Raw genomic sequence first — 13,698 nt, forward strand, 5'->3', positions numbered from 1 at the left:
GAGGACGACATGGCGATCGAACCGGCACCGGCACCCTATGCAGCACCGCCCGTGGAAGGGGGCGTCAGCGCGTACCTCGAGCTGCTGGGCGGACGCGACGTCCGGCCGCGTCTGTTTCCGCTGCACGACGAGGTCGTGATCGGCCGCGACCGCCAGGACGCGCTCGCGTCCGACCAGTTCATCTGCATCCCGCTGCACACGATCAGCCGCCGCCATGCGCGCGTGCGGCGCCGCGGCGAAACCTGGTCGGTCGAGGACCTGCATTCGTCGAACGGCACCTTCGTCAACGGCGAGCGGCTGCAGCCCGGGTCCTGGCACGTGCTGGGCGACGGCGACGAGCTGGCGCTCGCGTCTACCCAACTCGTGTTCCGCTCGCTGGTCGCGCCGGGCACGGCCAGCATGCCCACGGTGATCAGGAAGTCCGTCGACGCCACGCAGTACGTGCCGGCGGCCGGTCCGCGCGACGCGCCCCGGGGCGAGCTCGAGAAGTCGGTGCTGAAACTGCATGCGATGGCCCAGGTCAGCATCGCGCTCGGTGCCGTCACCGACCGCGCGACCTTGACGGAAAAGATCATGAATTTCATCTTCGATCTGTTCCCACTGGCCGAGCGCGCGTTCATCCTGCTGCGCCAGAACGAACGCGATCCGCCCGTGCCGGTGGCGGCGCGGCGGCGCAACGGCATGGTCGAGGACCCGGGACAGGCGCGGCTGTCGCACACGATCGTCGACGAAGTGCTGGGCAAAAAGCGCGCGATCCTGTCCGTCGATACGCTGGCCGACCGTCACTTCGCCGCGCAGGATTCGATCGTCGCCCAGGCGATCCGCAGCGTCATGTGCGCACCGCTGATCGTGGGCGAGGAAGTGCTGGGGTTGATCCAGGTCGACAGCTCGTCCGACCCGCGCGCGTTCCAGGAGCCCGACCTCGAACTGCTCACGGGCGTGTGCGCGGAAACGGCCGTCGCGCTCAAGAATTTCCAGCTGTACTCCGACATCGAACGCCTGCTCGACGGCTTCGTGCGCGCGTCCGTGCAGGCGATCGAGGAGCGCGATCCCGTCACGGCCGGCCACTCGTTCCGCGTGGCGGGCTACGCCGAGCGCCTCGCCATGGCACTCGACCGCGCGCAGGATCCGGACGTGCGCCGGATTGCCTTTACGCGGGAGCAGCTGCGCGAGATCCGCTACGCCGCGCTGCTGCACGACTTCGGCAAGGTCGGCGTGCGCGAGCACGTGCTGCGCAAGGAGAAAAAGCTGCACCACGCCGACATGCGCCTGCTGGAACAGCGCTTCCTGTACGCGCGCGCCTGCCTGGAGCGCCAGGCCTATCACACGCTCGCGCAGCGCCATATCGACGAGGGCTGGAGCGCGACGAGGTTCCGGGCGGAGAAAGAGTCCGCCGATGCGCGCCTGGCCGAGGAAGCGGCGCGGCTCGACGGCTTCCTCGCCACGATCCGCAGCGCCAACGAGCCCGCCATCTCGCGCAGCAGCACCCTGCCCGATTTGCGCGACATCGTCCACTACGGCTGCCACGACCCGGACGGCCACCCGTTCGCACTGCTGGAAGATCACGAGGTGGCTGCGCTGAGCCTGTCGAAAGGCTGCCTGACGCCGGACGAGCGGCGCCAGATCGAGGAACACGTGGTGGATTCGTATTCGTTCCTCGTCCTGATCCCGTGGACGAAAGACCTGGCCGGCGTGCCCGCGATCGCGCACGGCCACCACGAAAAGCTGGACGGTTCCGGCTATCCGTCGGGCCTGCGCGGGCCGCAGATCAGCATCCAGACGCGCATCCTGACGATCTCCGACATCTACGATGCACTCACGGCCGGCGACCGGCCGTACAAGAAGGCGGTGCCCGTGGAACAGGCGCTGGACCTGATGCACGAGGAATGCGATGCGGGGCATATCGATGGGCGCCTGTTCCAGGTATTCGTGGATTCGCATGCTTGGGCGACATCTTGGGCGGCACCATGATCTACCGTCTTGCGTGCCTGCTTGCCGCCCTGATGCTCTCTGCCTGCGCCGACGTCAGCATGCGCCCGTACGCGCGGCCGTCCGTGCCGGCCAAGACGGCATGGGCGAACTCGGCCAGCCTGCCGCTGTCCAAGACGGAACTGATCGCCCCGGACTGGTGGCATGAGTTCCGCGATCCCTACCTCGACCAGCTCGTCAGCCGTGCGCTGGCCGGCAACTTCGACCTGGCCGTGCTTGCCGCGCGCATCGGCGTTGCCAACGCGCAGATCGGAGAAGCGCGGGCCGGCGCGCTGCCCACGCTCGACGCGGGCGCGGGTGCGAGCTTCCAGAAGGTCACGGGTCAACCGTTCACGAAGCAGTTCAACCTGGCCACCCAGACGAACTGGGACATCGATATCTGGGGCAAGGTCGAGAAGGGCGTGCAGGCGCAGAAGGCCGAGTTTTCCGCCACCGAGGCCGACTGGCGCGCGGGTTATCTGAAACTCGTGTCGGACGTGTCGACGACGTATTTCCAGATCCTGCAGTTCGACGAGCAGATCGCCCAGCAGCACCAGACGCTGGCCCGCAACCGCGACATCCTGACGACGTACCAGGCGATGGCGCAGAACGGCCTCATCCCGCACACGCGCGTGCTGCAGCAATCGGCCGAGGTCAACCGCCTGAGCACGGAGCTGATCGAATTGCAGCGCCTGCGCGCACTGGCCGCCAATGCGCTGGCGACCTTGATCGGGGTGCCGGCCGGCGACTTCCAGATGCCCGCCGGGCGCCTGCAGGAGCGGGTGCGGGTGCCCGAGGTGCCGGGCGGCCTGCCGTCGCAATTGCTGAAACGCCGGCCCGACGTCGTCGCGGCCGAATACCGCGTGCTGGAAGCGTACGACCTGACGGGGCAGGCCAAGCTGGCGCAACTGCCGTCGATCAGCCTGACGGGGCGCGGCGGCACGTCCAGCTTCGCGCTGTCGACACTGCTGAAATCGTTCACCTTCGGCCTGCTGCCCAGCATTAATTTCCCGATCCTCGACCCCGGCGTGAAGGCGCGCGTGCGCACGAGCGAGGCGCAGACGAAGGTGGCCGAGCAGGCGTATCGCCAGACCGTCATGGCCGCGTTCGAAGACGTGGAGAACGCGCTCGTCAACCTGGAGGCGCACAAGAAGCAGCGCACAGAATTGCAGCAGCAGGTCGACCAGTTGCGGCTCGTGGCCAGCACGACGGATGCGCAGCGCAAGGAGGGGGTGGCGTCGCAGCTGGAAGTGTTCGAGACCGAGCGTTCCCTGCTGGGTGCCCAGCTGGCGCTGCTCGCCAACCAGCAGCAGATCCTGTCCGACACCGTGACGCTGTACAAGGCATTGGGCGGCGGCTGGCCGCCGGTGGAGGTGGCCGATGCGGCGCAGCATTGAGAGACGCTTCGATGGCGCCTTATGAAGTCCTGGTGAGCAAGATGCAGGCATCGCCCGTGCAACACGTCGGCATCGTGCTCGAACCGCTGAACCATCCCGAGCTCGGGCCGGTCGCCATCGACGACGGCCTGTTCGCCATCGGCCGCACCGAGCAGCCGTTCGCCGCATATCCGCCCGAGATCGTGGCCGACCTGTCACGCCGCCATGCGCGCGTCTTCGTCGAGGGCGGCGACGCGTATATCGCCGACCTGGGCAGCAAGAACGGCACCACCGTCAACGGCGTGGCCCTCCGCCACGGCATCGTGCGGCTGCACGATGGCGACGAGGTCGGCCTCGCGCGCGTGCTCGCGTACCGCGTGCGGCTGCAGGCATCTGCACCCGCAGCGGCGCCGGTAGCGCGGCTCGCCAGCCTCACGCTGGAACCGGAACGTGCCGATCTCGGGCTGGAAGCCATCGTCATCACCAGCTTTCCCTTCCTGATCAGCAAGGTCGACGACACGTTTGCGCGCTACAAGGAGAAGGAACCGCACCAGGTCGGCTATCTGTCGCGCCGTCACGCGCACATCTTCCTCAAGGCGGGCGTGCCGTACGTGGAAGACCTGGGCAGCACGAACGGCACCTTCATCGGCGCGGTGCGGCTCGACGAACATGCGCACGCGCTCGAGGAGGGCGACGTGCTCGCGTTCGGCGGCCACCATTTCGTCTACCGCGTGCGCCTGCAATGGGAGCAGGCCGGGCCCGAGCCGACCGTCACGCGGGTATCGTTGCCGTCGGCGGCCCAGGCCCCGGCAGCGATGGACGCGGACCATACCACGTTCGTCGCGTCCGCCGGCTCGTTCCTCGACATCTTTTGTGCCGACGACCAGCCCGGCGCGCAGGAAGACGAAGTGAACCCCGCAGCCAGCACGGAACCGGCCCCCGACACGCGCGGCAAGGCAGCGCTGATGACGGCCGCGCTGCTGGACGCGCTGGGCGGCGCCGGCGACACCGACCCCGCGCGCCTGCGCCGCTGGCTGGCCGTGGCGGGGGCGCTGGTGGTGGCGCTCATCCTGCTGTTCCAGCTGGCCGGCGCGCCGGAGCGGGCGTTGCAGGGCCTCGTCGACAGCGGCGATTTCGCAACCGCCGCCCGCCTCGCCGACGACCGCCTCGCGGGCGACCCGGACAATGCGGACGTGAAGGCGCTGGGCACGGAAGCCCTGCTGAAGGCGGAACTGCCGCAGTGGATGGCGGACCTGAAGGCGCGCCGCTTCGACCGCACTGTCCAGGCCGAGGCGCGCATGCGGCGCCTGAGCACCCACAATGCGGATGCCAGGGTGCTCGTGGCGGAAATCGCCTGGGTCGGCGACGTGGAACGGTTCGTCCATGCGCGCGGTGGCGCGGCGGCCCCCGTGCGCGACGCGGCCGACGGCGCGCGCCTGGGGCGGATGGTGCGCCAGTGGCAGGACGACCAGCCGGCACACCAGCGCGCGTTCGCGACGATCTCTGCCTACGTCCCGGCATTCCGCGACACGTATGCGCAGGCGGCCAGCGATTTGCGCAAGCTGGCCCTGACGGGAGGCGGCGATGGCAACGAGTAATCAGCCGGGCAGCAAGCCCCTGCGCCCGCTGATCGGCGCGCTGGAAGACCACAGCGACGAGGGCATCGGCATCCTGACCGCGACGCCGGCGCGTTTTACCCATCTGGCCATCTACGTGATGGTGGCGCTGGTGCTGGTCGGGCTGGCATGGTCGTTCTTCGGCCGGGCGGACGTGCTCGTCATGGCGCCGGGCACGCTCGTGCCGGCATCGGAGGTGCGCCGGCTGTATGCGCCCATCGACGGCGAACTGGCCAACATCTATATCGCGGATGGCCAGCCCGTGCTCAAGGGCGACGTGGTGGCGCGGCTGTACGCACGGGGTGCCATCGAGGCCGCGCGCAATGCGCTCGAGGCGCGCCTGAAGCTGGAAGACGCGGAACGCGAATGGAAGGAATTCCCGCAAAAGAAAGCCTTGTTGGACCAGCGGGTGGCCGCGCTCAAGGAAGCGATGGACACGGAGGAACGCCAGCACGAGCGCCGCCAGGCCGAGGGCACGAGCCGCCTCGCCGCCGGGCAGCGCGCGCAGGCGCAGGAAGCGCGCACGAACCTGGAAGACGCGCGCCGCGCACGGGATGCGGCGCGCGACGAGGCGGCCAAGTACGAGCGCCTGTTCGCGCTGCCGGGCGGCGGCGGGGTCTCGCAACTGCAGGTGGAGGGCAAGAAGAATGCGGTGCAGGCGGCCGAGAACGCGGTGCGCGTGGCGGAATCGCGCGTGAGCGAACTGTCGGCGCGCCAGAGCCTGGAAACCACCGAGGCCCGCTCGCAACTGGAGACGAGCGGCCAGCAGCTCGCCAGCCTGCGCCTGCAATACGAAGCGGCGACGCGCGAGGCCACCAATGTCGAGGAAAAGCTGCGGCTGCAGGTCCAGACGGCGCGGCTGGTGGCGGATGCGGCATCGCGCATCCAGTTCGAGAACATCGACAAGGACAATTTCCTGCGCATCCTTGCGCCCGTGGATGGCGTGATCACGGAGGTGACGTCCACGCAGCCCGGCGACAAGATCCAGGCGAATACCCCGCTGGGCGGCATCGTGCCGAAGAACACGCGGCCCCTGCTCAAGATCGAGATTCCCGAACAGGACCGCGCCTTCCTGCGCGAGGGCTTGCCGGTGCAGGTGAAATTCAATGCCTTTCCCTACCAGCGCTACGGCATCATCAACGGCACCTTGCAGACCATCGCGCCCGCGACCCGCGCGTCGCCGCAGACGCGGCTGCCCGTATACGAAGGCCGCGTCGCCCTCGAGCGCGATCACTACACCGTGGGCGACACCTCGTACCCGCTGCGCTACGGCATGACGGCGAGCGCGGAAATCGTCGTGCGCAAGCGCCGCCTGATCGATCTGGCCTTCGACCCGTTCCGCCAGCTCGGCGGCTGAGAGCTTCTACTGCGGGCTACTGCGGCAAGCCGTTGTAGCCTTCGGACGCCGCCTTGAGCTGCAGGAAGACGACGTCGGCCGGCAGGGTCTCGCCCGCCCGGAGCTTGGTACGCGGGTCGTCCATCACGGGCGTGAGCATGAGCTTGCCTTCGACCCGGTCGGCGACGAACCAGGATTTCATCGCAGGCACGTGCACGACGAAATCGCCGGCGCCGTGGCGATAGCGGCTGACGAGCCGTGCCACGGCCGCGTTGCCCAGTTCGGATGCCCGCCAGCCTTCGCGCGATCCGGTGACGAAGATCGACGTGGCCACGCGGTCGCCGACCTTGACGGGGTACAGGCTGCGCCGGATGTCGACGAGCAGCGTCTCCGGATCGGTGTTCCCGGTGAAGGCACGCAGGGCGTCGAGCTGGACCCGGTAGACCTGCAGCGGTTCGCCGAGCGTGGCCTGGCGCACCTCGGCCTCCGACTCGAAGCCGAGCGACGCATAGTTGCCGGCATTGACGATCTGCCTGAGCGTGGCCAGGCCATGCTGGGCGGCGGTGTCCTGGCTGTGGTTGGGGCGTGGCTGGCTCGTCTGGCAACCGCCGAGGAAGAGGACCAGCGCAACGATCACCGCGAAAGGAAATTTGCGCATGTCAGTCACCTTTGTACGTGATGTTGTAATAGTCGTTCCAGTGGGTATGGTCGCCCGCGCGGCTGACGTAATCGGCATACGTCATGATCGTTTCGGTGCCGCCGACCAGCGTATTCAGATCCGTATAAGGCTCGGGATCGTTGACGTCCACGTATTGCACGCCATTCACGGTGAAATAACCTTTTACGACCATCATGTGGCCGCCGCCGCCGGGCCAGTGCCAGCTGAATGCGATGGGTTTCTTTTTGCAGTAAATCTGCGATTTGATCTGGCTGAACGTGAGCGCGGTATCGGAGGTCTGGTCGGCCGTAAAACCGTATTTCTCGTATTCCGGCCAGCCGCCGTTATTGCAGCTTCCGGAATTATTTTCGCAGCACGTCGTGAGACCAAAACGGTTATTGGCTTCGACGCATTGGGCGACGTCATGGCCCAGGAAGCGCATGGTCATCTGGCCGCTCGCTGCCCAGCACCAGTTCGACGCCTGTTGCGGTAATTTCGGCACGTCGATCGTGGCTACCAACGGTGGATTACAACAGGCGGATAAAGTTCCCAATAAAAAAATTCCGCCAAGAACATGTGCGATTTTCATTACGGCGACCTCCAGCGAGTTCAATCATTTATGTCGGGAAAAATCCATGATGGATAAACCCTTCTGCTAAAGGTATATGCAGATCGGTTGCGAACCCAACCATATTCCCCCGATTGGTTGAGGCCGCTCATTGATGAATAAAGCCATCTTTTAATGCGGTATCATTGCGTCATGCGCCGCCTGATCCTCATCCTGCTGCTGGTCGTCTATCCATTCCAGGTCGCCCTGGCCGTGGCGGACAAGTGCTGCGCGATGACGCCTGCCGGCGTGAGTCATCACAGCGTCGCCGCGGATGCCGGACCCGTGTTCGTAGTCGATGACGATGGCGCGGCCCTCGCCGATCCGCACTGCGCGGCCTGCACGTTCGGCCACACGGCCTGCCTGCCCGCGGCAAGCGTCGTCATCCCGGCCGAGCGCCGGCACGCTTCAAACATTGCCTTCTACCCGCCCTACCTCAAAGCGCCTCCCGCAAGTCGTCCCGAACGGCCGCAATGGCCTGTCGCCGCCTGACCCGCGCGCGGCGTTGATCCCTCACAAATCCCCGCGCGCCTGAATCGACCATTTTCAGGAGCACGTATGAACACATCCAGACAAAAGCTGGCGGTGCTTGTTTTCGCATCCGCATTCGCCTGGCGCTGCGGCGCCGCCCCCATCGATTTATCCACAGCGATCCGGCTCGCCCTCGACCAGCCCGCCGCGCGCGCGGCCGCGCACGAGGTGGCGGCAAGCGACGCACTGGTCGGCCAGGCCGGCCGCCTGCCGAATCCCGAGCTGTCCTGGCTGCGCGAAGGCCAGCAGGCAGGTACGCGCACGACCACCGTGCAAATCAACCAGCCGATCGAGCTCGGCGGCAAACGCCGGGCCCGCGTTGCCCTCGCCCAGGGTGCGGCCGACGTCGCGCGCGGCGACCGGCTGGCGCAGCGACTGGCCATCCGCGCCGACGTCATCGCCGCCTACCACGACGTCCTGATCGCCGGACACAGGCTCGCCCTCGCCCAAGCCTTGACGGACCTCGCGCGCCGGACCGTCGACGTGGCCGGCAAGCGCGTGGCGGCCGGAAAAATCTCGCCCATCGACGAGACGCGGGCCCGCCTGGCCGCGGTCGACGCGTCGACCGCGCTGACCCAGGCGACGGCCGCGCTGGCCATCGCCCGCACGACGCTGGGCGCGCTGGTTGGCCGTCCTTCGGACACCCTCGCACTGGACGACGACAGCGAGCGGCTGCCGGACGCCGCCCCCATCGCTACCTTGCTGGCCCGTGAATCCGCCGCCGTCCACCGCGCACGCGGCCAGCTCGCGGCGCGCCAGGCCCAGGCGGACGTCGAGCGGGCGGCGCGCGTCCCGGACGTGACCCTGTCCGTGGGCACGCAAAAGGATGACCAGGTGGGCCGGCGCCAGGCCGTCGTCGGCCTGTCCGTGCCGCTGCCCCTGTTCAACCGCAACGAGGATGCGTTGCGCGCGGCCTTGCGCCGTACCGATGCAGCGAACGACGAACTGGCTGCTGCCCGGGTCGCGACGGCGGCGGCGCTGACGGCCGCGCACACGCGGTACGCAACGGCGAAACAAGAGGCCCGGCTGCTGCGCGACGACGTCGTGCCGGGTGCGAAGTCCGCGTACGAGCAGACGCTGAAAGGATTCGAGTACGGGAAGTTTTCCTTCCTGGACGTGCTCGACGCGCAGCGCACGTGGTTCCAGGTGCAGACGCGCCAGTGGGACAGCCTGGAAACCGCCTGGCGCGCCTGGGCCGACATCGAACGCCTCGCCGGCACCGATCAGGATTGAAGAGAACACCATGACGAAGAAACAGACCCTGGCGATCGCGCTGATGTGCGCGTTCGCCCTCCTCCTGGCTGGCCTGATGCTGTTCACGCGTCAGGACACGACGCCCACGAAGGACGCGCACGGCCATGACGACCGCGGCGCGGAAACCGGCGCAGCGGAAGATGCGGGCGCACGCGGCATCGCGATGACGGCGGCGCAGATCAAGGCCAACGGCATCGCCCTCGACACGGCCGCCCCGGCCACCTTGCGGCAGCGGCTGCACCTGCCCGCGCAAGTCAAAACCGACGCGGAACGCACCGTTGCGCTGGCCGCGCCCGCGCAGGGCATCGTGCAGGCCGTGCTGGTGTCGCCGGGCGCCCTGGTGCGCAAAGGGCAGGCGCTCGTGACGATCCAGAGCCCGGCCGTCGCGCAGTGGCGCGCCGACGCCGCCAGCGCGCGCCAGCGCCTGCAGCTCGCCCGCACGACGTACCAGCGTGAAAAGACGCTGTGGGACGAGCGCATCTCGGCCCGCCAGGACCTGGACGCCGCTGCGACGGCGATGAAGGAAGCGGAGATCGCCGCGCAGGCCGCGGCGCAGCATCTGGCCGCCCTCGGCATCGATGCGGGCACCGTGTCCGGCAGCGTCACGATACGCGCGCCGATCGCCGGCGTCGTCGTCGAGAAGCCTGCCGTCGTGGGCCAGGCCGTCGACGAATCCAAACCGTTGCTCGCGATCGCCGACCTGTCGCACGTGTGGATCGAAGCGGCCGTGCCGGCCGACAGCCTGGGCCAGGTCGGCACCGGCATGGCGGCGAAGATCAGCGTGGGCACGCAGCCGGGCGAGATCGACGGCACCGTCGCATTCGTCGGCCCCGTGCTCGGCGAGACGACGCGCATGGCGACGGCACGCATCGTCCTGCCGAACCGCGATGCGCGCCTGCGACCGGGCATGCTGGCCAGTGTCGACCTGATGGGGCAGCAGGCGCAGGTGCCGGTGACGGTGTCCGGCGATGCCATCCAGACGATCCACGAGCACAGCGTCGTATTCGTCCGCACGAAGGCCGGATTCGCGCTGCGCGACGTCGTGCCCGGGCGCTCGGACGGCAAGCGGATCGAGATCGTGCGCGGGCTGGCTGCGGGAGAAGTCGTCGCGGCCGGCGGCAGCTTCCTGCTGAAGGCGGACCTCGGCAAGAGCGAAGCCGGGCACGAGGACTGACGAGGCGCCCATGTTCGAACAACTTATCGCATTCGCCATCGCGCGCCGCTGGCTGGTCGTACTCGCCGTCCTCGCCCTCGCCGGACTGGGCGTCGTGAACTATCAGCGCCTGCCGATCGACGCCGTGCCCGACATCACCAACGTGCAGGTGCAGATCAACACGGCCGCGCAGGGATATTCTCCGCTGGAAGTCGAGCAGCGCATCACCTTCCCCATCGAGTCGGCGATGAGCGGCCTGCCCCGGCTCGAGCAGACCCGGTCGCTGTCGCGCTACGGCCTGTCGCAGGTCACCGTCGTCTTCAAGGAAGGCACCGACATTTATTTTGCCCGCCAGCTCGTGAGCGAGCGGCTGCAGCAGGCGAAGAGCCGGCTGCCGGACAAGGCCGAACCGGCGCTGGGCCCGATCGCGACGGGCCTCGGCGAAATCTTTTACTGGACGGTCGAAGCGCGCCCCGACGCCTTGAAACCGGATGGCACGCCCTATTCTCCGGCCGACCTGCGCGAGATCCAGGACTGGATCGTGGCACCGCAACTGCGCGGCGTCGCGGGCGTGACGGAAGTGAACACCATCGGCGGCTACCTGAAGGAGTTCCAGGTTGCGCCGGACATGGCGAAGCTGACCGCGCACGGGCTGTCGCTGGCGACGCTGGTGAACGCCATCGACCGCAACAACGTCAACGCGGGCGCCGGCTATATCGAGCGGGGCGGCGAGCAGTTCGTCGTGCGCACGCCGGGCCAGGTGAAAACGCTGGAAGAGATCCGCAACATCGTGCTGGACGTCGTCGATGGCGCGCCCGTGCGCGTGCGCGACGTGGCCGACGTCGAACCGGGCCGCGAACTGCGCACCGGCGCCGCCACGGAAAACGGGAGAGAAGTGGTGCTGGGCGCCGTCTTCATGCTGATCGGCCAGAACAGCCGCGCCGTCGCGGACAGTGCACGCCGCAAGCTCGATGAGGTCAACCGCTCGCTGCCGCCCGGCGTGCAGGCGCTGCCCGTGTACGACCGCGCCGTGCTGGTCAACAAGGCGATTCGCACCGTCCGCAACAACCTCGTCGAAGGGGCGCTGCTCGTCATCGCGATCCTGTTCGCCTTCCTGGGCAACCTGCGCGCGGCGCTCGTCACCGCGCTCGTCATCCCGCTCACGATGCTGCTCGTCTTCACGGGCATGGTGGGGGCCGGCGTCAGCGCCAACCTGATGAGCCTCGGCGCGCTCGACTTCGGCATCATCGTCGACGGCGCCGTCGTCATCGTCGAGAACTGCATCCGAAGGCTCGGGATCGCCCAGGCCGAGGTCGGGCGGCCGTTGACCGGCGCGGAACGCCGCACGGAGGTGGCGCTCGCCGCGGCGGAAGCACGCCGGCCGCTGCTGTTCGGCCAGGTGATCATCATGACGGTCTACCTGCCCCTGCTCGCGCTGTCCGGCATCGAAGGCAAGATGTTTCATCCGATGGCGCTCACGGTCGTGATGGCGCTGGTCGGCGCGATGATCCTGTCGGTGACGTTCGTGCCGGCCGCCGTCGCGCTGTTCGTCAGCGGCGACGTGGCCGAACACGACAACCGCCTGATGCACAAGGCGCGCGACTGGTACCGGCCGCTGCTGGACTGGACCCTGCGCAACCGCCCGGTGGCGTTGACGTTCGCCGCGCTCTCCGTGCTGCTGACAGGCCTGCTGGCGACGCGGCTCGGCACCGAGTTCGCGCCGAACCTGAACGAAGGCGATCTCGCCGTGATGACCTTGCGGATTCCCGGCACGAGCCTGCAGCAGTCGGTGGCGATGCAGCAGAAGCTGGAAGGTGCGCTGCTGCGCGAATTCCCCGAGATCGAGCGCGTGTTCGCACGCATCGGCACGGCCGAGGTGGCGACCGATCCGATGCCGCCGAACGTGGCCGACAGCTATCTGATCCTGCGGCCGGAAAGCCAGTGGCCGAAGCCGCGCCGAACGCACGCGCAACTCGTGGCCGCGATCGCGGAAGCGGCCGACCGCATCCCCGGCAACAACTATGAGTTCTCGCAACCGATCCAGCTGCGCTTCAATGAGCTGATCTCGGGCGTGCGCAGCGACGTGGCCGTGAAAGTGTTCGGCGACGATACGGCGACCATGCTCGCGACGGCCCAGCGCATCGCCCAGGTTCTCGATCGGCTGCCGGGCGCGGTCGACGTGAAAATCGAGCAGACGGAAGGTTTGCCCGCGTTGACCCTGGCCGTCGACCGCATCAAGGCCGCGCGCTACGGCCTGAACGTGGCGGACGTGCAGGAAGCGTTCGGCACGCTCGTCGGCGGCCGCGACGTCGGCACGGTGTTCGAAGGCGACCGCCGCTTCGCCATCACCGTGCGCCTGCCGGAAGGGGCGCGCAACGACGTCGAGACCTTGCGCCGCCTGCCCATCTCCCTGCCCGCACGCGACGGGCGTAGCGCCAGCATTCCGCTGTCCGAGATCGCCACCCTGGACTTCGTGCCGGAAGCGAACCAGATCAGCCGCGAGAACGGCAAGCGCCGCATCGTCGTCACGGCCAACGTGCGCGGGCGCGATCTCGGATCGTTCGTCGCCGCGCTGCAGTCCGATTTGAACAGGCTGAAACTGCCGGCGGGCGTGTGGCTGAGTCTCGGTGGCCAATTCGAAAACCTGCAGGCCGCGGGCCAGCGCCTGGCCCTCGTCGTGCCGGCCGCGCTGGCGCTCGTGTTCGCGCTGTTGTACCTGATGTTCGGCAGCGTGAAGGATGGCCTGCTCGTCTTCAGCGGCATCCCGTTCGCCATGACGGGCGGCGTGCTGGCGCTGTGGCTGCGCGGGTTGCCGCTGTCGATATCGGCGGCCGTCGGCTTCATCGCGCTGTCCGGCGTGGCCGTGCTGAACGGCCTCGTGATGCTGACGTTCGTGCGTTCGCTGCGCGACCAGGGGCACTCGGCGCAAGACGCCATGCGCGAGGGCGCGCAAGTGCGCCTGCGGGCCGTGCTGATGACGGCGCTCGTCGCGTCGCTGGGCTTCCTGCCGATGGCGCTGGCGACGAGTACCGGGGCCGAGGTGCAGCGGCCGCTGGCGACGGTCGTCATCGGCGGCATCCTGTCGTCGACGGCGCTGACCTTGCTGATCCTGCCCGCCTTGTACACGTGGGCGCACCGAAGTTCCCGCGATCCGGCCTATCGTTGAGCGTCATGGTGCGGCCGTCCGGTACGCCATCCG

10 protein-coding genes are annotated in these 13,698 nt (G+C 68.2%); 8 read left to right on the forward strand and 2 right to left on the reverse strand.

The features are described 5' to 3' along the window. Window positions 1–9 precede the first annotated feature (9 nt). Genes P0M04_RS09145 through P0M04_RS09160 form a run of 4 tightly spaced genes read left to right on the forward strand, consistent with a single transcriptional unit; the run spans window position 10 to window position 6,317 of the window. Complete coding sequence (locus tag P0M04_RS09145) at window positions 10–1,971, forward strand: HD domain-containing phosphohydrolase (protein ID WP_259451803.1); 1,962 nt, start codon at window positions 10–12, stop codon at window positions 1,969–1,971. Then, window positions 1,968–3,365: an efflux transporter outer membrane subunit gene (locus P0M04_RS09150; protein ID WP_259451804.1), complete on the forward strand. Its 1,398-nt coding sequence runs from the start codon at window positions 1,968–1,970 to the stop codon at window positions 3,363–3,365. Before P0M04_RS09145 ends, P0M04_RS09150 begins: the two co-directional genes overlap by 4 nt. 41 nt (window positions 3,366–3,406) lie before the next feature. Further along, complete coding sequence (locus P0M04_RS09155) at window positions 3,407–4,942, forward strand: FHA domain-containing protein (protein ID WP_259451963.1); 1,536 nt, start codon at window positions 3,407–3,409, stop codon at window positions 4,940–4,942. After that, window positions 4,929–6,317 (forward strand): beta-barrel domain-containing protein, encoded by a 1,389-nt coding sequence (locus tag P0M04_RS09160; RefSeq protein WP_259451805.1) that lies wholly within the window; start codon window positions 4,929–4,931, stop codon window positions 6,315–6,317. The genes P0M04_RS09155 and P0M04_RS09160 overlap by 14 nt, the downstream gene beginning before the upstream one ends. Window positions 6,318–6,333: 16 nt before the next feature. Here P0M04_RS09160 and P0M04_RS09165 read toward each other — a convergent pair whose 3' ends face one another. Both P0M04_RS09165 and P0M04_RS09170 read right to left on the reverse strand, forming a co-directional pair. After that, window positions 6,334–6,954, reverse strand: coding sequence for a hypothetical protein (locus P0M04_RS09165; RefSeq protein WP_259451806.1), 621 nt, complete (start codon window positions 6,952–6,954; stop codon window positions 6,334–6,336). A gap of 1 nt (window position 6,955) precedes the next feature. Next, the gene (locus P0M04_RS09170; RefSeq protein WP_259451807.1) at window positions 6,956–7,543 is read right to left on the reverse strand and encodes a C39 family peptidase; all 588 of its coding nucleotides are present in this window, start codon (window positions 7,541–7,543) and stop codon (window positions 6,956–6,958) included. 171 nt (window positions 7,544–7,714) lie between these two features. On the opposite strand from P0M04_RS09170, the gene P0M04_RS09175 reads away from it, so the two are divergent. From P0M04_RS09175 to P0M04_RS09190, 4 genes are all read left to right on the forward strand, one after another. Then, the gene (locus P0M04_RS09175; protein ID WP_259451808.1) at window positions 7,715–8,053 is read left to right on the forward strand and encodes a hypothetical protein; all 339 of its coding nucleotides are present in this window, start codon (window positions 7,715–7,717) and stop codon (window positions 8,051–8,053) included. Between the two features lie 66 nt (window positions 8,054–8,119). Further along, on the forward strand, window positions 8,120–9,325 hold the full coding sequence (locus P0M04_RS09180; RefSeq protein ID WP_259451809.1) for a TolC family protein: 1,206 nt from the start codon (window positions 8,120–8,122) through the stop codon (window positions 9,323–9,325). Between the two features lie 10 nt (window positions 9,326–9,335). Further along, window positions 9,336–10,520, forward strand: coding sequence for an efflux RND transporter periplasmic adaptor subunit (locus tag P0M04_RS09185; protein ID WP_259451810.1), 1,185 nt, complete (start codon window positions 9,336–9,338; stop codon window positions 10,518–10,520). Between the two features lie 10 nt (window positions 10,521–10,530). Continuing rightward, window positions 10,531–13,665 (forward strand): efflux RND transporter permease subunit, encoded by a 3,135-nt coding sequence (locus tag P0M04_RS09190; RefSeq protein WP_259451811.1) that lies wholly within the window; start codon window positions 10,531–10,533, stop codon window positions 13,663–13,665. Window positions 13,666–13,698: the final 33 nt, after the last annotated feature.

Origin of the sequence: Telluria mixta, assembly GCF_029223865.1 — a bacterium.
Lineage (GTDB): Bacteria > Pseudomonadota > Gammaproteobacteria > Burkholderiales > Burkholderiaceae_D > Telluria > Telluria mixta.